A 21,866-nucleotide genomic window follows, 5' to 3' on the forward strand; every position below is an offset into this window, starting at 1 on the left:
TTTTTTATAACAAATAGCGCCTAAAATGCCCTCGTAAAACAAGATTAAATATAGATATACGGTTTAGACCTGTACAATTTTTTTATGGCGCTTGAGAAACAAGTATTAATGACTCGCTATGGGGGGAGAATGCTATGCAATGGCAATGTTAGCAGCGGGTAAAATCGATATTTGTGTCGAATTCGCACTGGAACCTTATGATATTGTTCCATTAATCCCTATTATAGAACGTGCTATTGGCAAAGTGACTACATTAGATGGTTGCTGAGCTGAAATTGGTGGTACGGTTGTAGCAACAGGCTACCCAAACCTTCATAAACAAATTCTGGCTATCTTAATACAGGTAGTTAATTTTATCTTTTAAGAAGTATTATAAAATGCAATCTACTCAACAAGTTAATAGTCATGTTTCCTTTATGCCTGCGAAAAGGGAACAAGTTTCTACTCGAATTATTTTTTTTATTGCCGGTTTTGTTACCGCGGCCTGGGCAGCCATTGTTCCTTATGTCAAACTTAACACAGGGGCAAATGATGCCACCCTTGGCATGCTACTATTATGTTTCGGTGGAGGAGCACTTATTGCTATGCCAGTAACTGGTGCATTAGCTGCCAAATTTGGTTGCCGCCGTTTAATGGTGTTTTCTACCATCGCCTTTAGTTTGTTATTCCCCATTTTATCCTCTTTATCGCAAATTAACTTTATTATCATTGCCTTATTATTATTTGGAATTTTCATTGGCTTAACAGATTGCGCGATGAATGTTCAAGCGGTGATTGTTGAAAAATCATCTGATAAGCCAATTATGTCCGGCTTTCATGGTTTTTATAGTGTCGGGGGGATAGCTGGTGCAGGTACCATGAGTTTGATCTTGTTACTTGGTGTTTCCGCGACAATGGCATCAATCATCGTTTCAGTTATTGCCGTAGTTTTATTAGCTATTTGCTATAACGGTTTAATCCCTTACGCTAACGCCCCAACAGGCCCTCTTATCGCTATACCGAAAGGCATTGTTTTGGTTATTGGGGTTGTTTGTTTTGCCGTTTTTCTTGCTGAAGGTGCAGTTCTTGACTGGGGAGCTGTATTTTTAATTGAACACCATGGATTAGAAGAAACTTTAGGCGGCTTAGGGTTTGCTGCTTTTGCCACAACTATGACGATTGGCCGCTTACTGGGCGACAAAATTGTTATGCGAGTCGGTTCCTCTCGCGTCGTATTTTTAGGTGCTTTACTCGCTTGCCTCGGTTTTGTTATTGCTGTTTTATCTCCTCATCTCATATTTGCCATCATGGGTTTTGCATTAGTCGGTGCAGGTTCATCTAATATAGTACCGGTGATGTTTTCGGCTGTAGGGAAGCAAAAAACGATGCCAGAGGCCCTTGCCGTACCTGCAATTTCAACTTTAGGCTATTTAGGTATTTTGGCGGGACCTGCAGCTATTGGTTTTGTTGCTTTTCAACTGTCCCTGGCAACTGCATTATTATTAATTTCTGCATTATTAGTTATTATTGCTTTTGTGACTCGTTTTATCCGTGTGTGATTTTTTGAATCTCATAAGGCAGCCCTTGCAGGTTCAGGTAAAATACTCTGTGTTGAAGATTATATTGATGATAAGCCTGAACACAACGCGTTAGCTATCGCACAAAACGCCCTTACAACAATTAAAAATTCATTTATAGGTAGTAACACGCTAAATCTTGAAAACGCTTTCACAGGAATGCGACCTATGCCTAAAGATGAGATGCCAATTGTCGGAAAAGTTGCTGATTTCGAAGGTTTATATATTATCAGTATGCACGCTGCGATTACGCTAGCGCCTTTGATATGCCAATTGGCTCAAGATGAAATCTTGCATGGGATAGAACAAGCCGCATTAGGTCCATATCGATTAACTCGTTTTGTATCAGGTAACTGACAAATGAATATTCCGTTGTACTATTTAAGACATTATCAATCGATTGAAAAAACATTCTGGACATCTATTTGTGAACATAGTATCCAGATTGCACAACACACAATTTGCTATTTAACGCCCCTTAATTCGCCAGCGTTTAACTTCATTTATTTGCAGCCTGACTCAACCAGTCACGCCTTTATGCAGGCTCACAACCTGTTTGTTTCACAGAAGAAAAACCATACCTTAGTGATCCCCGAAGAGATGCTCCAGCAGGTGGTAACTGAGGCTGAGTCATTAAGGTATAAACGTGACAGTGTCACGACTGCAATGGCACTGACCTTAGTAAAGCAAAATGAAGTTGAACTGCCTGATAACCAAGTCGATATCGTCTTAGCCAATCACGATTTGTCTTTGTGGGCAAAGCCACTGGTTTCTGCGTTTTACCTGTCTGAAGAGCACGATCAGGTTATTCAGGAATATGTGCGTTATCATGAGGATGCATTACAACAAGGCGCCCCGCAGTTTCACCTTGTGTTACTCGTTAATGGTGAACCAGCGACCTCCATGACTGTGACGATCGAAGGTACGTTAGCGCGTTTTGATGATATTGGTACCGAGCCAAGCCATCAAGGTAATGGTTACGCTTCACAACTTATTGATTATGCGTTAGCATTTTGCCGCCAACAAGGTGTAGAACACTGTTTCCTAGATGCGTCTGAAGCGGGATTTGATTTGTATAAAAAATTTGGATTTGAACCTCTCTTTCGCTATATCAATTATGTTTGGTGCAAATAATTTATAACCATAATGTTATTTGTAGAGCTATCTGAAGTGGGATCATTGTTCACACAATGGTTCCAAGCTCAGTCATTCCAGATTAATCATAATGACAAAATTATCTAATATTTACATATGAAAATTAATATTATTGGCACTAGTGGTAGCGGTAAAAGTACCCTTTGCCAACAACTTTCGCTGTTGTTAAACGTCCCTTCTATCGAATTGGATAGCTTATATTGGTTAGCGAATTGGCAAGGTTCTTCGGATGATGCGCTTAACCAGAAACTCACCGCTGCATTAGATAAAGCGGTATCTGGATGGGTTCTTGATGGAAACTATACGCGAACCCAACCCATTAAATGGAAAGAGGTTGATATGGTGGTATGGCTGGATTACTCCTTACCAAGAACGCTTTATCAGTCGATTACGCGCACATTGTCGCGCATTCGTTCAGGGCAAGAGTTGTGGGCAAATACAGGTAATAAAGAACGTTGGAAAAATGCTTTTTTCAGCCGTGATTCGATAATTCTGTGGCTACTAAAGACTTACTATCCAAATAAGAAAAGAAATCTAAGTCATATGGCAAGTATCAACTTACGCCATATTCAGTTTGTTCGACTCACCTCACCAAAAGAAACAAACTTATTTTTACAACAAATGAAAGCTCAAGTTCAGGGTAAATAAACATCTCGGTAGCCATAAAAACTACCGAGATAGTATTTTTTCAGCAATTAAAGCTCATCACATGCCGTTTTCAACATCGCAGTTTGTTGGAATTTTTCAATTCCTAACTCAATCAAGCGGCTGATTAATTGCGGGTATGTCATACCCGCTTGTTGCCACAATTTGGGGTACATACTGATGTTCGTAAAGCCAGGCAATGTGTTGATTTCATTGATAACTACGTCGTTGTTTTCCGTTAAAAAAACATCCACACGGGACATTCCACTGCAATTTAATGCGCGATACGCGGATAAGGCAATCTCGCGTATTTTATCACTCACCGCAGCATCTAACTGTGCAGGAGCCACGACAGAGGCGCCATTTTCATCAATATACTTAGTGTGGTACGCATAGAAACTATCGTGTAATACGATTTCACCACAAGGGCTGGCAAGAGGTTCTTCATTACCCAGTACGGCGCATTCAATCTCACGCCCTTTTACTGCACTTTCAATAAGGACTTTCATATCAAATAAGAAAGCAAAGTCCAGTGCTGCGTAAAATTCCGATTCAGTGCTGACTTTACTGATCCCGACAGATGAACCTTGATTTGCTGGTTTAATAAAAAGTGGTAAACCTAATTGCGCCACGGTCGCTTCATATTCAGTTGTTGCGCGCTCATTTTTGAGCACTGTTATAAACGGAGCAATATTTAAGCCTGCATCTCTAAGTAATCTTTTGGTAACGTCTTTATCCATACAGGCAGAGGAACCTAAAACCCCCGGACCGACAAATGGTAAATTCGCCATGCGCAATAAACCTTGTAACGAGCCGTCTTCACCTAAGTTACCGTGAACAATAGGGAAAATAACATCGATTTGTGGCAATGGCTTAGCATCTTCTAACGAAATAAACTGTTCGCTTGTTTTACCTGGAACAAGTGCGATAGCTCGCTTAGGCGTATTCAACGCAATACGAGAGGGATCATCACCATGCAATAAAAAATCAGATTCGTTATATTCATGCCATTGCCCTTCTTTATTAATCCCTAAAAGGCATACATCAAATTTATTGCGATCTAACCCATTGATAATATTTTTAGCAGACTGTAGTGAAACTTCATGTTCTGTTGATCGGCCACCAAAAATAACACCGACTCGTATTTTGCTCATTATTTGCTCCGACATAAAACACCAAACCTAGCCGAGAAATATAGCACGCAAAGAAAAGGTTATGGCATAAATTATTTATTTTTCATTAAGATTAGCTGGCTTTATGACCAAACCTTCTTTTTTTGATAGCTAATTATCTTTTATCTATCAGAGTTTCAATACTGATATTCACCTGTTCAATTAGCCACTGCGTAAAAATAGCCGCTGCACTGCCTTGCTCTACAGGTTTAGATGACAATAAATAATATGCTGAATTATCTTCAATAAAGCCATATGGCGCGGTTAATTGTTTCGATTTTACTTCATCTGCAACCATCAAAAATGACGCAAGCGCCGCCCCTTGCCCAGCCAAAGCCGCTTGTATACACAAATAAAAGTGTTCATATGTAATAGTTTTATTATTTTGAAGCGCTATTTCTTTTATATTTTGCCAAGTTTCCCATGCAGTTGGCCTAGATAGAGTTGACAGTAGCGTTATATGACTAAAGTTTTCTTTAAAATCAAGTTCAGGCCGAACCACGACGCCCATACATTCTGAGCACACTTTCACCGCGCAAAGGTTGTCATTCCATTTGAAATCATTACGCCTCAATGCTAAATCAACATTCGTTTTTGTGAAATCGATAACACCACCTGCCGCCACTAAATGCACTGTAATATGGGGATATTGTTGATAAAAATGTGTAAGCCGAGGAATTAACCACTTCATTGCGATTGTAGGTTCACAAGACAAACTAACAACATCAGGAAAGGTATTGTTTTTTATCTTTTCAACCCCCTCCTTAAGCTGTTCAAATATTGCACTAGTTGTTTGTAACAATATTCGTCCATTAGCCGTTAAAAAAACAGCACGGTTCCTTCGTTCGAATAGCTCAACACCAAGGTATTCTTCTAATAAACGAATTTGTCGGCTAATCGCACTATGAGTCACATTCAGCTCTTGAGCCGCTTGCACAAAGCTACCTGCTTTCGCAGCAGTGTCAAAAAAACGTAATGACGTTAACGGTGGTAGTTTCATATATAGGTAATAAAAACTGACAGATTTATGTCAGGATAAATCGCTTTTTAGTTTTATTCAATCTATTGATAATAAAAACAATAAATGAACAAACAATTTCAGAATAAATCTGTTTTTGGTCTGTTTTTATTACCTTTTAGGAAATTAATATGAATGAAATTATTGCAGTTGCAACTATTACCATTTTAGCAGTCATTAGTCCGGGGCCAGACTTTGCTATGGTAACTCGTAATAGTTATACCTATGGCATTAAAACAGGCTTACTGTGTGCGCTAGGTATTGCTATTGGTGTGCAGGTTCATGTGTTTTATACCATATTTGGCATCACTTTGGTCATTATGAGTTCACCCGCATTATTCTTAATCGTTAAACTTATTGGGGTGTTTTACTTGGTATACATCGGATTTAAATCATTAACAAATAAAGTAAAAATATCCTCAGATAAAGCCGTATCAAAGCCATTATCGGCCCTAAATGCGTTTAAAAATGGTTTTCTGACAAATGCATTAAACCCAAAAACCATGTTTTTTGTGATTTCTGTGTATAGCCAAGTTATTAGTACACAAAATTCAATTTGGTTAAATTTAAGTTATGGTTTGTTTATTTCCTTTGCCCATTGGCTATGGTTTAGCCTAATTGCAATTTTTTTTGCAATGCCCGCAGTCAGAAACAAAATTCTTAACTACCAATTTATTATGGACCGAACGATTGGAATCCTACTGATTTTATTGGGATTATCTCTACTATTCTTTAATATAAACTAACCCCACATTCACATTCATGGTAGTTATTTACCCTGCAACCGATAATATTCATTGACCACTTTCGCCAACTCAACAACATCGGTTGGAATATTAAGTTTGGCGAGTTGGTCAAATGGCACCCATTCAAATGGGGCAAAAGGCGGTTGTGATGAGGGCAATAACTCACATAAGTAAATCATATCAATATGCCAATGGTTCCCTTTCTTTTTATCCGCAATAAATTCTTTCAAGATAGCGATGGGCAACGGTAATACTTGTGTATGGGATGAATCCTGCACTTGCGATACAAAGGGGAAACCGCAACTGACCACTTGGCACTCTAATCCAGTTTCTTCAAGAACCTCTCGGAAAACAGCATGTTGTGGTTCTTCGTTTGCTTCAATATGGCCACCTGGCGGTAACCAAAAACCAAGTTTTTGATGTTCGTGTAATAAAAACTCACCATGCTCATTACGGATCATTGCTGTTGCCGTAAAATGTTTAACTTCCTCTCTCATCTCGCCACATCCCTTTTTTATTTTGTTATTCTTACATTGTATTTCTGGTGTTGAGCCTAACACCTTGTTGCCTTCCAGTCACGGTAACCATTTCAACTTACATGAGGTATTCAAAGCGCAGTCAGCGGAAAGAAATTATCATATGCTTAGCTAATGGCGATTGATTATTAACTCGGGGTGGTTAAATTGAAAAAAGAATTTGATTTTTATAAGCAACAAGCTATGAACTTTGAGAATGGGAAAAAAATAAAAACCCATGAGATTTGTTATTGTTCATCATAAAGATGCGCAATAAATTGAACAAATTAGAGGAATAGCCAGCACATAGACCGGCTATTTCTGATAAAACTATTAAGCGGTTAGTGCCAGTTTTGCTCCAAACATCAAGAATACAGCACCAATACAGCTATTAGAGAACTTCGAAAGCTTTTTATTATGTTTAACCATATTCGTTACGGCAACAGCACCAAAAATCAGCAGTGATAAATAAATCATGCTACAAGTTTCTAAAATTAGGCCAAGTATGAAAAATGGCACACCTGCACTTGGGTAAGCTGGGTCAATAAATTGGATAAAAAATGAAACATAGAAAATAATCATCTTAGGATTTAGTAAACTTAAAAAAACGGCTTTTTTATAGGTGCCCTTGGTTTCTAAGATAATTGAATCAACATCACCTGTATTTTCTTTCTTATGCAATACGCTATACAGGGTTTTAATCCCTAAATAAAATAAATAAGCCGCCCCTGCGTATTTTATAACACTAAAAAAGATAGGTGATGTTTTTACTAAAGATGCAACGCCTAAAAATGATAGAAAAATGAGCACAGCATCTCCTGTAAAGACACCTAATGCGGCTTTATAACCATTTTTCACACCATATTTTGCACTGCTAGTTAAAACAAATAAAGAATTAGGGCCTGGTACCAATGTAATAAAAATAACACCGATAAGATAAGTCCATAAGTTTGTAATACCGAGATTTTCAAGCATAGGAAACCCGCTAACTCAATAAAAGTTATAACAAAAAATTCACATCATTTATTTATGACTATATGATACAGGCTTTACATTACTTATAAAAGATATCACCACATAATAATGTCAATATAAAATATAAATCCAAATAATATTAAAATACTAGACAAACAACAATGAATGAAGATCAAAAAACAGAATAACAACCCAAAACAAGAACCTTAGTTAGAAGCTAACTATAAATAGCCAATCAAGTAGTTGTAAATGCTAGAACAGGTAATTAAATTAGCATTTAATTTTACAGAATAAATAAAAGTAGTAGTAGTGATTTGATTAAGGTTTCGCGTTATAACATAAAAGTTCGTGCTATTTAAAAGTAAAATTGGATCAAGCCAGTATAAAACTAAAATAGCCCATTACTAATATTTCATCTCTTTAAAATCAATCAAGTTATATAAGTGTTCAAAATTACAATAAGGTTAGCTTAAATGGTGTCACAACAAAGTAATCAATGGCAAAAAGCAATGATGGCAGGCGCTGTTCATACCGCTCCTCTTAATCTTGCTGTTATTCCTTGGGGAGTTTTAGCAGGTTCAATGGCGGTCGAAACTGGTCTCGATTTCTGGCAAAGCGTAGCGATGTCCGCGATGGTATTTGCAGGTGCGGCACAATTAGTCACTCTTGGGTTGCTTAACTCGGGTGCTGGCTATATCACGATTGTTATTTCTGTTTTTTTTATCACTTCCCAGCATTTACTTTATGGACTGACATTACGCCCCCAAGTTAAAGACTTTACAACTCCTCAGCGCCTTAGTATCGGTTTCTTATTAACAGATGAATTATTTGCGATTAGCGCTGCTAAACGTCAGAGTTTAAGCTTTCCTTATTTGTTTGGTGCGGGGTTTAGTTTTTATCTCGTTTGGTTAATTACTAGTCTTTGTGGGATTGCAATGGCCAATATTGTGGGCGATTTGAGCCGCTTACATCTCGACTTTTCTGTCGTGGCAACTTTGCTTGCAATCGTCGTTCCATTAACAAAAAAAATAAGTACGTTGTGTGGCGTGATCTTTTCACTCGTTGTCGCTATCGTACTTTCAATGTACTCCTTCAGTAGTGCTATTGTTATCGCAGGTGTGGGTGGGATGTTTGTTTCGGTAGCCGTTTCACGTTTATTGAAGGAGGAAAAATGATTTGGCTTTTAATTATTACCTTAACAGCGGTTGTTTTTACTCTACGTTATATTTTTCTAATACCACAGTTGCCAATACGCCTTCCTCTTGTGGTTCGTCAAGCACTAGGGTATTCAGCACCTTGTTTATTAACCGCAATTTGTGCCCCTGTTATCCTATTAGAAAACCATGAATTGCGAACCTTCCCTGATAATCCTTATTTATGGGGAGCGCTATTCTGTGTCATCGTGGCTTCTGTATTAAAAAACATGCTGCTAACTGTCGGCCTTACCTTAGTATTTTTCTATTCTCTTATTTATTTTATCGGTTAACTTATTATTTAAGATAAAGCATCGTTCAGCGCTTTGCTTTATCTTGGTTAATCCCTCATAATATGGCCCTCTCAAAATACATTCCTTTTCAATTTCACCCTGTCATTGATTGTCATAGTGAATACTTTATTGGCCTTACTCAATAAATAGCCAATTAACCTTTATAGATAATGGATAATACAATACCATGCTTAATAATTATGTTTTACGCAGCGTTCGCTATATGTTGGACTTAAGCGACGCCCAAATGGTTAAAATCGTAAAACTCGCAGATTTGGCTGTAACAAAAGAAGAAATGGTGGCTTGGTTAAAAAAAGATAATGAACTTGAATATGTTGAATGTAACGATAATATAATGGGGCATTTTCTAAATGGCTTAATCTATCACCGCCGTGGTAAAGATGAAAACCACCCCGCTCCCGAAGTCGATAGCCGACTTAATAACAATATTATGCTCAAAAAATTACGCGTGGCTTTTGAATTAAAAGATACGGATATGATTGAAATTTATCAGCTTGTTGATTTTCGTGTATCCAAGCCTGAGCTTAACGCAGTTTTCCGTAAACCTGGGCATAAAAACTATCGCGAATGTGGAGACCAATTACTGCGTTACTTTCTAAAAGGCCTGACAATTCGCCTACGTGGTGATAAATAACCGTTATTTTTGTTTGTTTTTTATTCATTAATTTTGCATTCTCCTGACATTTGTCTATAATAGAAGTGACAAATGTCAGGAGGTTCAAATGAGAAACTATATCCCCACAACCCCACTTCAACCGACTGCTTCATCCTTTAAACCACTGTGGCGCCATGTAGGGTTACCCGCAGAACGTGGTATTGAGTTAACTCATTTCTTGCGTCAAGGCCTATCTGTCTCTGTCTTAGACAATATCCAAGAATGGTCAGGAATGAGCAAAACTGAATTATTGCGAATATCCGGCATTAATGAGCGCAATATTGCTCGACGTAAAAATGCTGGCCAGCCCCTTAATGCTGATGAAAGTGAGAGAATTGCTCGTCTAGTGCGGGTATTCGATGCTGCGGTGCGTTTATTTAATGGAGATAAGCACGCGGCAAGTGATTGGCTTAACCACCCAGTTAAAGGGTTAGGACATTTACGCCCTATTGAGCTTATTGCGACAGAAAGCGGAGCCATTGAAGTGATTGATTTGATTGGCCGTATTGAACATGGCGTATTCTCATGATTTTATATCGATTGGTTAAATCCAATTTTGCGCATGATGCATGGTCGGGCCAAGGAGCTATGCTCTACGGCGGGCGTTGGAATCATAAAGGGACTCCTGCTGTTTATACTTCAACGAGTATTTCATTAGCGACCCTTGAAGTACTCGTTCACATCAATCAAGACATACTATTAAGCCAGTTCAGCTTACTATCCATAGATATCAATGATAAGTACGTGATGAAATTGTCGTTAGATCACCTTCCGACAGATTGGCAACAAGACCCCGCACCAACCTCCACCATGGATATTGGCACTATATGGCTTAATAACCAAGATAGTCTAGCATTATTAATTCCCTCTTGTATTGTTCCCTATGAATACAACGCAATTATTAACCCGTTACATCCGCAATTTCAAAAAGCTTTACATACCGTTAAACCACTAGATTTTAGTGTTGACCCGCGCTTAGCATAATTAGATATTTGCTAATAAATACTGTAAAAAAGCATCTATTTTCGGTGATAATGCACTACGGCTCGCATAAACCGCGCGAAGTTCTATAGGCGCTGGCGATACTTCATCGAATGCTATCCGCACTAATTTCTTCTGTTTAATCTGTTCTTCGCATGCATCTAACGCCAAAATAGCATAACCTACCCCATTCACTGCAGCAGCATGAGCCAAAATACCACTATTCACTCGGTAGCTGCTGTCAATTATCACTTTTTTCTGTAAGCCAGATGAATCAATAAATATCCACGGTTGCCCCTGTAATGCACTCAAGCTCGAAATGCACGGCATATTGGCTAAGTCAGAGTATGAACACGGTTTTCCTACTTTTTCAATTAATTGGGGTGATGCAACCACAACGCTTTGCCATGATTTGATCAGACGTGAGTGATAGCTACTGTCTTCAAGATGACCACGATGAAAAGTGAGTAATAAATCAATATCATCACTAATAACATCTTGAGGTATTAGTTGTGTATCACAGTGAATATTCAATTGTGGGTGAGATAATGCAAACTTCGCTAATAAATCTGCTAATAATAAACTACCGGATTCACTGGGAATAGTTAGCCTTAACGTACCTGTAATTTGTTGTGGATGACATATTTGCACTACAACTTGCTCTAATTCACTGACTAGTTTTTGGCTTTGTTCAAATAAAATATTTCCTGTTTCCGTTAGCCGCATTTGCCGGGTTGTACGTTCAATTAACTGGCTGTTAAGTTGTTGTTCCAACTGTTTAATATAACGACTCACATTCGATGTTGGCATTGAAAGTAACTTTGCCGCATTAACAAAATTTCCTTGTGTCGCGACGGCAATAAACACTTTCAATAAATTCAGGTCAACAGCCATTTCTAATTCCTACAGTTCACGCGCTATTAATTTGCACTAATAGCATTAGCAATAACCAAAATCCATTATTTTTTGATACCGCTGTGCCAGTAATACGTCTATGTCTAATTGAGTTAGCTCATTTAAATCAGTGAGTAACTGTTGTTTTAATTGTTGTGCAGCTAACTGATAGTCGCGGTGAGCCCCACCCAAAGGCTCAGAAATAATAGTATCGATAATACCTAACTCTTTTAACCATGAAGCGGTCATTCCCATTACTTCCGCTGCAATTTGTGCCTTCTGGGAATCTTTCCATAAAATAGAGGCACAACCTTCTGGAGATATCGCCGCATAAGTACTGTATTCCAACATATTAATACGATCCCCCACACCAATCCCTAATGCACCACCAGAACAACCTTCACCTGTAATGACACAAATAATAGGGGTTTTTAAATGAGACATTTCTATAACATTGCGTGCAATAGCTTCTGCTTGCCCGCGCTCTTCAGCACCAACACCGGGGTAAGCCCCAGCAGAATCAATAAATACCATCACTGGTAAGTGGAAACGTTCCGCCATTTTCATTAAACGAAGTGCTTTACGGTAGCCTTTTCTGGCGATGGCATCCCAAAATTACGCATAACTTTCTCTTTTGTTGTCCGCCCTTTTTGTTGCCCAAGCACCATAACCGGCCTACCATCTAAACGAGCAAGGCCCCCCACCAGCGCTTTGTCATCAGCAAAAGCGCGGTCACCCGCTAGTTCCTGAAACTCAGTAAATATTAATGGAATATAATCAAGGGGATAAGGCCTCAATGGGTGTCTCGCTAATTGGACAATCTCCCATGCCCCAAGAGATGCAAATATGGTTTTCGTAAGCGAATGACTCTTTTTTTTCAAGAGCTGGATCTCTTCTTCTAATTTAATTTCTGAAGGATGTCCTTTTAGCTTGAAGGCAATAAGCGCCTCAATTTTGTCATTGAGTTCAACGATAGGTTTCTCGAATGCAAGAAAATGGTTAGTCATAACGTTCCTAAAATGGTAACAGCAATCTTAGGAGTGTAATCAGAGAATCAATCCCATTCTATGCTTAAAAATAGGATTGATTGTTATCAGGAATGGAATAATGTTTTAACGCTGACTTTTCTTTAGCGAATTTGATTTTAAGCTGTTTTCCATAATCTTTTGAAAATTAGGGCATAAAAAGTGATTTTCTTCAGGGCAATTCGCAATATGCAAAATACCCTTTTTTAAGGCTAATAACCCCTGTATGGTTTGCTCAATTTCTTCTGCTTTTTCAAGTAGGCTCTCACGTTCAATATTAGGGCCATCCTTATGGTTGAGCATGCTAGCAATTTCATCGAGTGAAAATTTAGCTTCTTGCCCCAATGCAATTAAAGACAAACAGGTTATTACGTCTTTCCCGTGATAAATCCGTTTTAACCCTTTACGCCCTATCGGCTTAATCAGCCCTCTCTCTTCATAATAACGTAGGGTTGATGCTGCTAAACCTGATAATTGGCTAACTTGAGAAATATCTAACTCATCATACATGAAATACTAACCCGCTATAATACTCGCTAATCAGGCTAATTGTTGGCGCAGTAACACCGTAATCGTGCCATTCATAAAAATTTCACGGTCAACAACGTAACCTAACTTTTCAGCCACACGTAAAGAAGCTAAGTTCCTCGGTTCAATAAAACAAATAGATTGCCGATACTTATTTTCTTTCGTCAGCCAAGACAGTGCAGCCTGCATAGCTTCCGTTGCATAGCCTTTTCCTTGATGTTCAGGTGCAATGACCCAACCCGCTTCTGGAATGCCTTTAACATGGGGTTCGACCATACGATGAAAATCCGCGAAACCTAAATCACCAATATATTGACCACTCGCTTTTTCACGGACAGCCCAATAGCCAAAGCCTAATAATGGCCATAAACCACCATAAGCTAACATTCTCATCCATGATTCGCGCTCACTAGAAGGCATACCACCAATGTAACGAACCATTGACTCAGTCGCCCATAACTTCGCAAGTGCAGGAAAATCACTTACTTGGTGTTTATTTAATATCAGTCTATCTGTTTCAAGTTCAGGTATTACAGCCATTGATTGCTTCTCCTTGCTATCTAAATGGGGGTTCATCGAACGTTCTTAATTTCCTTGAATGCAATTTATCCCCTTCTTTCCTCAATAAATCAATAGCACGAATACCTATTTGCAAATGTTCTGAGATTGCACCTTCATAAAAACTGTTTGCTTGACCGGGCAATTTAATTTCACCATGCAGAGGCTTATCAGAAACACATAACAGCGTGCCATAAGGAACCCTGAAGCGATACCCCTGAGCTGCAATTGTGGCACTTTCCATATCCACGGCAACCGCGCGGCTTAAACTAAAACGGCGAGCTGTTGCAAAAAAACGTAATTCCCAATTTCTGTCATCTGTTGTAACAACGGTTCCAGTTCGTAGACGTTGTTTTACCAATTCCCCAGGCATATTGCTAACTTGTTTTGTAGCGTCATATAGCGCACGCTGGACTTCCGCAATACTTGGAATAGGAATATCTGGCGGTAATACATCATCAAGAATATGGTCATCACGCAAATAAGCATGAGCCAAAACATAATCGCCAATTTTTTGGCTTTCTCTTAACCCGCCACAATGGCCAATCATCAACCAAGCATGTGGTCGTAAAACGGCTAAATGATCGCAAATATTCTTTGCATTTGAAGGACCAACACCGATATTTACTAAAGTAATTCCTGCCCCATCTCTAGCGATTAGATGATATGCAGGCATTTGAAATTTTTTCCATGTTAAATCAGAAGTCGCAATTTGTGGATCTGCATTCTCAGCGGTTAAATAATTATGTCCAACACAAGATAATGCAATATAACGACTTTCAGGATCACGTACCTGTTCACATGCCCAATTCACAAATTCATCGACATAACGGTTATAATTAGTGAAAAGAATGTACGGTTGAACATGTTCAGGTGGGGTTCCTGTATAATGCTTTAATCGCGCTAATGAAAAATCCACACGTAATGCATCAAAATGAGACAGCGGCATTTCATCCGTAGCAGTGTTCAAACCATCTGTAATATCATCACTGATATGAGATAAATCGGTTATCGGAAAATGTGCAGCTAAATTACTGCTCATACTCCTATCTAATGCTAAATCTGAACCATCAATGACAAAAGGGTAAGGAATTTCAATTTTTGAAGGGCGAACGGAAAAAGTGACATCATAATCCTGTTGTAGGATAGATAATTGCTCAACTAAATAAGCACGGAATAGTTCTGGCTGAGTCACCGTAATAGTATAATCACCCCGTTTAACAAAACGTGCATAAGCACGGGTTTTTTCGCAATGATCAACTTTGCCTTCCCATGTAACACACAGTTCGGGATAAGCAAATAACCCATTTTCCCTTTCTGTAATATCGGGTATGCGGCCTTCTTTTACATAAATAGCGATAGCATCTCTTAATGAATCAATCGCATTGCTATATAACAACGAAAGTTTATCTAAAACATCTTCAATAGATAAGTTTTCATATTTCTGGCATTTTTCCAAAGACACACACAACTCCTTATCATCAGATAAAATTATCTCCGATAACATAGAGTATCAATGTAACAGTTGCAAAATATATCGCGATTAACGTACTTATATCACAGTTAATGTACTACAAAGGATAAAACAATTGGTAATGTGAATACCGCAGCCACGGTTTGTAATGTAATTATACCTGCCATTAGTTGGCTGTCCCCATTTAACTGACGCGTTAAAATATAAGCGGTTGGCGCAGTAGGAATAGCAAAAAATAGTACTAATAGAATTGTTTCAAGGTTTGGCAAAGAAAATAAGCCCGCCACTGTTAATGCTAAAATAGGCATAAGAAGTAAACGTAACAATGTTGACGCCATAATAGGCTTAAATTCATTTCTTAGTGTTGAGGTTTGTAATGCGGCTCCAATACAGATTAAGCCTAATGGTAAGCTGGCAGCTGCGAGTAGTTTTAAAAATTGGTCCGAGCCAAAGGGTAATCCCACTGGGGATATATTCAATAACACGCCAACGACACAGGAAATGATCAATGGGTTTTTTATGATTGGTAATAAAATTTGCTTAGCTGAAACCTTTTGTCCTGAAGATAACGAAAGCACAGCAATGACATTACAGCTTGGTACTAAAACAGCCATAATTACCGCAGCAATAGCGATCCCTTCTTTGCCAAATAAATCAGCAACAATAGCCAACCCTAAATAAGTATTAAAACGCGTGATTCCTTGGATATGCGCGCCAAATCTCGGGATAGGTATTTTGAATAAATATTTACAACCTAGAACTAGCACAGAACTAATTGCTAAAACACAAAGGATGGCGCTCGCTAAATAGGGTAATTTAGGGTTGTCCAAAGGTGCCGTTGCGAGACTGTTAATTAATAATGCAGGAAACAAAATAAAATAGTTTAATTTTTCAGCACTCGGCCAAAAATCAGTGGTGAATATTGTCGAGCGACGCAATACAAATCCCATTGCAATCAGAGCAAATAATGGCCACAAAACTAATAGAATCTTATCCATGAGAACGTAATCTGTTTTTATTTGAGCACTAAGTGAGTTTGTTAATCAGTCTATCGTTAAATTTTTGTAGCTGATAGGTAAAAAAAGCGCTATTCCTATGTTTTGCTTTTCTTAGCTTATTTTCGATTAAATCGAGATTGTATCGACTTTCTCTTATTTATATTTAAATAATATATTTTTCCGCCCTTAAAACACAAGCTCCTAAACTTATCTCACTTCGACATATAAAAATCATTTGCTTAGGAGTTCAATATTATGTATTTTTATTCATTATAAATGCATAATTAAAGAGGTTAGTATGTTTAAAAAATTAGTTTTTGCTGGCTGTATGTCATTGGCAGCCTTCGCCGGGAATGTTTACGCAAAAGAAAGCTATACCGTTGGTGCTGGTGGGACTTACCGTCCGTTTGAATATGAAAATAGCCAAAAACAGCTCGAAGGCTTTGATATTGACATCATTAAAGCAATTGCAGAAGCAGAAGGTTTTGACGTTAAACTTGTCAATACCCCTTGGGAAGGGATTTTTGCGACCTTATCGTCTGGTGATAGAGATATTTTAATTTCGGGGATCACAATTACAGATAAACGCAAAAATATGGTTGATTTCTCTAACCCCTATTTCCCGGCTGAGCAAGCGATCGTCATCAGTGAAACATCTGATGTTAAAGACTTAAATAGCTTAAAAGACCTGAATGTAGGTGTTGTGAACTCCAGCACTGGTGATATTGTTGTTTCTGATGTAATAGGTAAAAACAGTACAGCAATCAAACGTTTTGACAATACTCCTCTTTTATTACAAGAACTATTCGAAGATGGCATTGACGCTGCAGTTGGTGATGTCGGCGTAATTAAATATTATATAAAAACGCACCCTGAGAAAAAATTTAAACTGATTTACGATAACCATTTCGAAAAACAATATTTTGGTATTGCTGTCGCTAAAGGGAATAGTGAATTACAGCAAAAAATAAATAATGGCTTAGATAAGATTATTGCAGACGGTACATACAATAAAATTTACCAAAAATGGTTTGATGAAAATGTTCCTCAATTACCAAAACAATAATTAAATTTAACTTAAAGCCATCTATGGATGGCTTTTTCACGTTTTAAATCAGGGTGAAAATTAAGATGTCTGCGTTTCGTTGGGAAATAATTGAAGAGTATGCTCCATTATTTGCTGAAGGCGCAATGATGACGATAAAAGCAACCATCATTTGCGTTATTTTAGGCTCACTATGGGGATTAACCCTCGGTTTAGGCAGAACGGCCAAAGCTGAACAAGGGATTTGGAAACCTATTTTACACTATTTTGTACAGTGGCCAGTTCGCTTCTATGTCAGTGCCTTTCGTGGTACTCCACTATTTGTTCAAATAATGGTTGTTCACTTTGCCTTAGTGCCACTGTTTATTAACCCTCGTGATGGCTTATTTGTTACATCAGGGTTAATGTCTGTTGATACCGCTAAAATGCTCCGCTCCGATTACGGTGCTTTTCTATCTTGCGTCATTGCAATTACTTTAAACTCAGGAGCTTATGTCTCTGAAATATTCCGTGCGGGTATTCAATCCATTGATAAAGGGCAAATGGAAGCTTCGCGTGCGCTTGGTATGAGTTGGGCAAAAACAATGCGCAAGGTGATTCTTCCGCAAGCTTTTCGGCGCATTCTTCCCCCACTGGGAAATAATGCCATCGCAATTGTCAAGGACTCATCCCTCGCTTCCGCAATCGGTTTGGCCGATCTCGCCTATGCTGCAAGAACGGTCTCCGGAGCTTACGCAACTTACTGGGAACCCTACTTAACAATATCTGTGATTTATTGGATGCTGACATTTATACTTGCTCAGTTGGTGCAATATATGGAAAGAAGGTTGGGCAGAAGTGATTTACGTTAATAATTTACAAAAAAAATTTGGTGATGCTCATGTACTTAGAGGTATTTCTTGTGAAGTTAAACCTCAAGAAGTTATTTGTGTCATTGGCCCTTCTGGTTCAGGAAAAAGTACCTTTTTACGCTGTTTGAATGCGCTAGAACGCCCTGACGGGGGAGAAATTCAAGTCAATGGTTTTAACGTTCATGATCCTAAAACTGATTTAAATAAAATGAGAGAAAATGTGGGGATGGTGTTTCAGCGTTTTAACCTATTCCCCCATATGACCGTGTTAGAAAACTTGATGATGGCGCCAACCTTAGTGAAAGGAATAAAAAAGGAATTGGCACTTAAACAAGCAGAACAACTTCTGATCAAGGTAGGGTTGTTAGATAAAATTGATGCATGGCCAGCCAGTTTATCCGGTGGGCAGCAACAACGAGTCGCTATTGCTAGAGCGTTAGCCATGCAACCATCCATTTTGTTATTTGATGAGCCGACATCTGCACTTGACCCCGAATTAGTTGGTGAGGTTCTTTCAGTGATGAAAACCCTTGCAAATGAAGGTATGACAATGGTTATCGTCACCCATGAAATGGGGTTTGCACGTGAAGTTGCCGACCGAGTCTTGTTTATTGACCAAGGTATTATTCAAGAAGAAGGCACGCCAGAACAACTCTTTACTGCACCTAAAAACCCACGGACTGCGGAGTTTCTAAGTAAAGTACTTTAATTTTATAGCCTGCTTAGTATGCTAAGCAGGTTTTTCTGATAGGCAGGTCTTTTTATTATCGATACGCTAGGAATATTCGCTCTTAATAAAGATTAATTTATGGATATCAAAAGCCTCTGCAAACAATACCGCTCAGGGAAAAAATTTAAATATGTTTTCTTCTGGGGCCACCAAACCAAACAAAATCAAATTACAAAAAGCTGCTTCAGCCAATGGTACCCTTCCCCATTTATTGTTAATAACCACCGCTTTGCCAGTGCAGAACATTTCATGATGGCCGAAAAAGCACGCTTATTTGGTGATTTAGAAACATTGGATAAAATCATTCATGCACCAAATCCCGGAGCGGCTAAAGCATTTGGTCGTGAAGTTCGTGGGTTTAAGCAAGATGTTTGGGATGAAAACCGTTTTGCTATTGTTGTCAGCGCTAATATGGCAAAATTCTCTCAACATGAAGAATTAAAACAGTTTTTACTCTCCACAAACGAACGTGTTCTAGTTGAAGCTAGCCCCGTCGATAAAATTTGGGGAATAGGCCTTGCCGAAGATACTGAAAATATTGAAAACCCATTAACATGGAAAGGGTTAAACCTTCTCGGTTTCGCATTAATGGATGTTAGAAGTCAGCTAGCCAATTAACTCTCTAATTTTTGCCTATTTTCTGATAAAACGAAAAACCCGTTGTTATTAAACAGCGGGCCCGTCATTATTTTATCAAAATATAGAATATACTACTGAGCTTTATTATAAAGGCATTCTGTATTCAATTACCCCAGGCTTTTCTGCCACCCAGTTATACAATTTTTGGCCTCGCAAATTGGTTTCTTGTGTATGCCAATATAGACGGCCACATTGTTTCTCTTGCGCTTGTGCGTGTACAAATTCAATTAATTGTTTTCCTACATGACGCCCTCTCATTTCTGGCGTCACATATAAATCTTCAAGGTAGCAAAAATCATTTTCAGCCCATGTTGAGCGGTGAAATAAATAATTCACAAAACCAACAACTTTTCCATTTTCCAACGCAACAGCACAGTACATCGGCTCACTCTCATCAAAAAAGCGCTCCCATGCTTTTAAGGTAATTTCTTCACTTAAATCTACCTTATAAAATTTCTGATACTCTAACCAATACACTAACCACTCTGGGTAATGTTCCGGCGCAACAAATTCCACTGTAACTGGTAATGATGTTTTACTCATAATAACCCTTCCATTTGTAGACATATTACATAATGGCGCTATAGTACCTAGCAATCTGGCTCTATATAAGAGACACTTTTGTTATTTATTTAGGATCCACTTTATGCGACGCCAACAGCATGCCCAATTCCCATTACTATTACTTGAAAAAGGTTACATTAAAGAAAATGTTTATCACACAATACGTAATGCCATCTTAGATGGACGTATTGCTGCTGGAATTAAACTTCCTTCCTCTAGAGCATTAGCAGAAATGATGGCGATCTCACGAAATTCGGTAATTGCTGGGTTTGAACGACTAATTGATGAAGGATACCTTTATTCCCAAAAAGGCTCAGGGACTTATGTTTCCCCCCATATTCCTGATGAATTAATTGGTGCCATAAGTAGCACTAAACAGGGTGACCAATCTGGATATCCTGCATTAAATCTGAATCCTAGAGTTTCCACTTTATCGAATTTATGGGAAAAATCGCGTCCAAATACCAACAAACACCAAATGTTTAATATCGGTATTGGTTGTGTGGACCAATTCCCGCATGAATTATGGGGAAGATTATTGGGTCGAGTTTGGCGTAAGTCCAAACAAATTATTACGCATTTTAATCACCCTGATGGGTATGCACCACTAAAAGATTTATTGGTAGATTACGTCCGTTCGACTCGTGGGGTTCATTGTAAACAGCAACAAATTATTATTGTTAATGGAACACAGCAAGCCATTAATTTAGCGGCAAAAGTCTTATTACAGCAAGGGGATAAAGTATGGTTAGATGACCCTGGCTATGATAGTGCGAGAGCTATTTTAACCGCTGCTGGTGCTGATATTGACGCTATTCCATCAGACAAAGAAGGAATGGATATTATATATGGTGCGAAACACCATAAAACAGCAAAATTAATTTATACCACGCCTTCTCACCAGTTCCCTCTGGGCACAACTCTCAGCTTACCTCGGCGTTTAGCATTATTGGATTGGGCACAACAAAACAACGCATGGATTTTTGAGGATGACTACAATAGTGAATTTCGCTTTTTATCAAAGCCAATTCAAGCATTGCAAGGCTTAGATAATCATCAACGTGTTATTTATGCAGGGACATTTTCTAAAATGATGTACCCCGGCTTTCGTTTAGGTTTTTTAATAGTGCCAGAAATTCTGAGTGAGGCATTCACCATGATGAAATATTATAGTGATAGCCACTGTGGTTATTTAGAACAGGCCGCTTTAGCTCAGTTTATCCAAGAAGGCCACTATGCACGCCATGTCAGAAAAATACGGAAGATATGTTACGAGAGGCAAAATACTTTTATCAATGCCATCAATCACTATCTCCCTCACCTATTTAATGTACAGATGACAGATTCAGGCATTCATACTGTTTGTTGGGTGAAAGACGGTTATGATATTAACGTGATCCTTAACCAATGCCGTCTCTTGGGCTTTGGCGCACAACCGCTATCACGCTACTGTATTCAAAGTACTCACCAAAATGCAATTCTATTTGGCTATGCTGCCCATTGTGAAAACGAGATAATTAGCAATATAAAATTACTCAGTGAACAATTGAGTAATATATACCCTAGTTAAACAAAAATGATTTTCAGCGTTTATCCGATAGCTAGAATTTTTCTAATCTTTATAACTGTACCTTA

The 21,866-nt window shown here is 38.4% G+C and carries 25 protein-coding genes and 2 pseudogenes; 16 read left to right on the forward strand and 11 right to left on the reverse strand.

Features of this window, described 5'->3' with window-relative positions:
* Positions 1-96: 96 nt before the first annotated feature.
* From FVA72_RS11210 to FVA72_RS11230, 5 genes and pseudogenes are all read left to right on the forward strand, one after another.
* A pseudogene (locus FVA72_RS11210) lies at positions 97-364 on the forward strand (inositol monophosphatase family protein); the annotation flags it as partial.
* 13 nt (positions 365-377) lie between these two features.
* Positions 378-1,538, forward strand: coding sequence for an MFS transporter (locus tag FVA72_RS11215; RefSeq protein WP_110591704.1), 1,161 nt, complete (start codon positions 378-380; stop codon positions 1,536-1,538).
* Between the two features lie 186 nt (positions 1,539-1,724).
* A complete protein-coding gene (locus tag FVA72_RS22030; protein ID WP_109912282.1) occupies positions 1,725-1,913 on the forward strand; it encodes an FAD-binding oxidoreductase in 189 nt (62 codons plus the stop codon).
* Between the two features lie 3 nt (positions 1,914-1,916).
* Positions 1,917-2,690 (forward strand): GNAT family N-acetyltransferase, encoded by a 774-nt coding sequence (locus tag FVA72_RS22035; RefSeq protein ID WP_110591703.1) that lies wholly within the window; start codon positions 1,917-1,919, stop codon positions 2,688-2,690.
* Positions 2,691-2,807: 117 nt separating this feature from the next.
* The gene (locus tag FVA72_RS11230) at positions 2,808-3,359 is read left to right on the forward strand and encodes an adenylate kinase (RefSeq protein WP_110591702.1); all 552 of its coding nucleotides are present in this window, start codon (positions 2,808-2,810) and stop codon (positions 3,357-3,359) included.
* 47 nt (positions 3,360-3,406) lie between these two features.
* Here FVA72_RS11230 and ddlA read toward each other — a convergent pair whose 3' ends face one another.
* Complete coding sequence (ddlA, locus tag FVA72_RS11235) at positions 3,407-4,510, reverse strand: D-alanine--D-alanine ligase (RefSeq protein ID WP_036957745.1); 1,104 nt, start codon at positions 4,508-4,510, stop codon at positions 3,407-3,409.
* A 133-nt stretch (positions 4,511-4,643) separates the two neighbouring features.
* Complete coding sequence (locus FVA72_RS11240) at positions 4,644-5,528, reverse strand: LysR substrate-binding domain-containing protein (RefSeq protein WP_110591701.1); 885 nt, start codon at positions 5,526-5,528, stop codon at positions 4,644-4,646.
* A 149-nt stretch (positions 5,529-5,677) separates the two neighbouring features.
* Between FVA72_RS11240 and FVA72_RS11245 the strand changes: the two genes are divergently transcribed.
* Positions 5,678-6,292 carry a LysE family translocator gene (locus FVA72_RS11245; RefSeq protein WP_110591700.1) on the forward strand — a complete coding sequence of 205 codons (615 nt, stop codon included), beginning with the start codon at positions 5,678-5,680 and terminating at the stop codon, positions 6,290-6,292.
* Between the two features lie 23 nt (positions 6,293-6,315).
* On the opposite strand, the gene FVA72_RS11250 is transcribed toward FVA72_RS11245, so the two are convergent.
* Positions 6,316-6,789: an NUDIX hydrolase gene (locus tag FVA72_RS11250; RefSeq protein ID WP_096863737.1), complete on the reverse strand. Its 474-nt coding sequence runs from the start codon at positions 6,787-6,789 to the stop codon at positions 6,316-6,318.
* A gap of 351 nt (positions 6,790-7,140) precedes the next feature.
* Positions 7,141-7,782: a leucine efflux protein LeuE gene (gene leuE, locus FVA72_RS11255; protein ID WP_004254492.1), complete on the reverse strand. Its 642-nt coding sequence runs from the start codon at positions 7,780-7,782 to the stop codon at positions 7,141-7,143.
* 473 nt (positions 7,783-8,255) lie between these two features.
* Here leuE and FVA72_RS11260 point away from each other — a divergent pair, with 473 nt between their 5' ends.
* The 5 genes from FVA72_RS11260 to FVA72_RS11280 all read left to right on the forward strand — a co-directional run bounded on the left by FVA72_RS11260 (position 8,256) and on the right by FVA72_RS11280 (position 10,928).
* A complete protein-coding gene (locus tag FVA72_RS11260) occupies positions 8,256-8,957 on the forward strand; it encodes an AzlC family ABC transporter permease (RefSeq protein WP_004254495.1) in 702 nt (233 codons plus the stop codon).
* Positions 8,954-9,268 (forward strand): AzlD domain-containing protein, encoded by a 315-nt coding sequence (locus tag FVA72_RS11265; protein WP_094960595.1) that lies wholly within the window; start codon positions 8,954-8,956, stop codon positions 9,266-9,268. Before FVA72_RS11260 ends, FVA72_RS11265 begins: the two co-directional genes overlap by 4 nt.
* Positions 9,269-9,455: 187 nt before the next feature.
* Entirely contained in the window at positions 9,456-9,923 is a 468-nt protein-coding gene (locus FVA72_RS11270; protein WP_110591698.1) for a DUF1456 family protein, read from the forward strand.
* An 88-nt stretch (positions 9,924-10,011) separates the two neighbouring features.
* Positions 10,012-10,473, forward strand: a complete 462-nt coding sequence (parS, locus tag FVA72_RS11275) for a type II RES/Xre toxin-antitoxin system antitoxin (RefSeq protein ID WP_004254502.1) — start codon at positions 10,012-10,014, stop codon at positions 10,471-10,473.
* Positions 10,470-10,928, forward strand: coding sequence for an RES family NAD+ phosphorylase (locus FVA72_RS11280; protein WP_110591697.1), 459 nt, complete (start codon positions 10,470-10,472; stop codon positions 10,926-10,928). Before parS ends, FVA72_RS11280 begins: the two co-directional genes overlap by 4 nt.
* Here the strand turns inward: FVA72_RS11280 and FVA72_RS11285 are convergent, their stop codons facing one another.
* From FVA72_RS11285 to FVA72_RS11310, 6 genes and pseudogenes are all read right to left on the reverse strand, one after another.
* The gene (locus FVA72_RS11285; RefSeq protein WP_094960598.1) at positions 10,929-11,819 is read right to left on the reverse strand and encodes a LysR family transcriptional regulator; all 891 of its coding nucleotides are present in this window, start codon (positions 11,817-11,819) and stop codon (positions 10,929-10,931) included.
* Between the two features lie 45 nt (positions 11,820-11,864).
* Positions 11,865-12,826 (reverse strand): annotated as a pseudogene (gene accA, locus FVA72_RS11290) (acetyl-CoA carboxylase carboxyl transferase subunit alpha).
* 105 nt (positions 12,827-12,931) lie between these two features.
* Complete coding sequence (locus FVA72_RS11295; RefSeq protein ID WP_110591696.1) at positions 12,932-13,354, reverse strand: helix-turn-helix domain-containing protein; 423 nt, start codon at positions 13,352-13,354, stop codon at positions 12,932-12,934.
* A gap of 30 nt (positions 13,355-13,384) precedes the next feature.
* Positions 13,385-13,948: a GNAT family N-acetyltransferase gene (locus tag FVA72_RS11300; RefSeq protein ID WP_004254518.1), complete on the reverse strand. Its 564-nt coding sequence runs from the start codon at positions 13,946-13,948 to the stop codon at positions 13,385-13,387.
* Complete coding sequence (locus tag FVA72_RS11305; protein WP_153673684.1) at positions 13,929-15,389, reverse strand: AMP nucleosidase; 1,461 nt, start codon at positions 15,387-15,389, stop codon at positions 13,929-13,931. The genes FVA72_RS11300 and FVA72_RS11305 overlap by 20 nt, the downstream gene beginning before the upstream one ends.
* Positions 15,390-15,493: 104 nt before the next feature.
* A complete protein-coding gene (locus FVA72_RS11310) occupies positions 15,494-16,402 on the reverse strand; it encodes an AEC family transporter (protein ID WP_094960602.1) in 909 nt (302 codons plus the stop codon).
* Positions 16,403-16,700: 298 nt separating this feature from the next.
* On the opposite strand from FVA72_RS11310, the gene FVA72_RS11315 reads away from it, so the two are divergent.
* The 4 genes from FVA72_RS11315 (at position 16,701) to FVA72_RS11330 (ending at position 19,646) form a co-directional block, all read left to right on the forward strand.
* Positions 16,701-17,468 carry a basic amino acid ABC transporter substrate-binding protein gene (locus FVA72_RS11315; RefSeq protein ID WP_004254527.1) on the forward strand — a complete coding sequence of 256 codons (768 nt, stop codon included), beginning with the start codon at positions 16,701-16,703 and terminating at the stop codon, positions 17,466-17,468.
* A 65-nt stretch (positions 17,469-17,533) separates the two neighbouring features.
* Complete coding sequence (locus FVA72_RS11320) at positions 17,534-18,298, forward strand: amino acid ABC transporter permease (RefSeq protein WP_004254530.1); 765 nt, start codon at positions 17,534-17,536, stop codon at positions 18,296-18,298.
* A complete protein-coding gene (locus tag FVA72_RS11325) occupies positions 18,285-19,007 on the forward strand; it encodes an amino acid ABC transporter ATP-binding protein (protein ID WP_004254533.1) in 723 nt (240 codons plus the stop codon). Before FVA72_RS11320 ends, FVA72_RS11325 begins: the two co-directional genes overlap by 14 nt.
* A gap of 99 nt (positions 19,008-19,106) precedes the next feature.
* The gene (locus FVA72_RS11330) at positions 19,107-19,646 is read left to right on the forward strand and encodes an NADAR family protein (RefSeq protein ID WP_096863719.1); all 540 of its coding nucleotides are present in this window, start codon (positions 19,107-19,109) and stop codon (positions 19,644-19,646) included.
* A 105-nt stretch (positions 19,647-19,751) separates the two neighbouring features.
* Here FVA72_RS11330 and FVA72_RS11335 read toward each other — a convergent pair whose 3' ends face one another.
* Positions 19,752-20,210 carry a GNAT family N-acetyltransferase gene (locus FVA72_RS11335; RefSeq protein WP_036957755.1) on the reverse strand — a complete coding sequence of 153 codons (459 nt, stop codon included), beginning with the start codon at positions 20,208-20,210 and terminating at the stop codon, positions 19,752-19,754.
* Between the two features lie 103 nt (positions 20,211-20,313).
* Here FVA72_RS11335 and FVA72_RS11340 point away from each other — a divergent pair, with 103 nt between their 5' ends.
* Positions 20,314-21,801: a PLP-dependent aminotransferase family protein gene (locus tag FVA72_RS11340; RefSeq protein WP_004254548.1), complete on the forward strand. Its 1,488-nt coding sequence runs from the start codon at positions 20,314-20,316 to the stop codon at positions 21,799-21,801.
* Positions 21,802-21,866 lie beyond the last annotated feature (65 nt).

The sequence above is a fragment of the Providencia sp. PROV061 genome (assembly GCF_011045655.1).
GTDB classification, from domain to species: Bacteria; Pseudomonadota; Gammaproteobacteria; order Enterobacterales; family Enterobacteriaceae; genus Providencia; species Providencia hangzhouensis.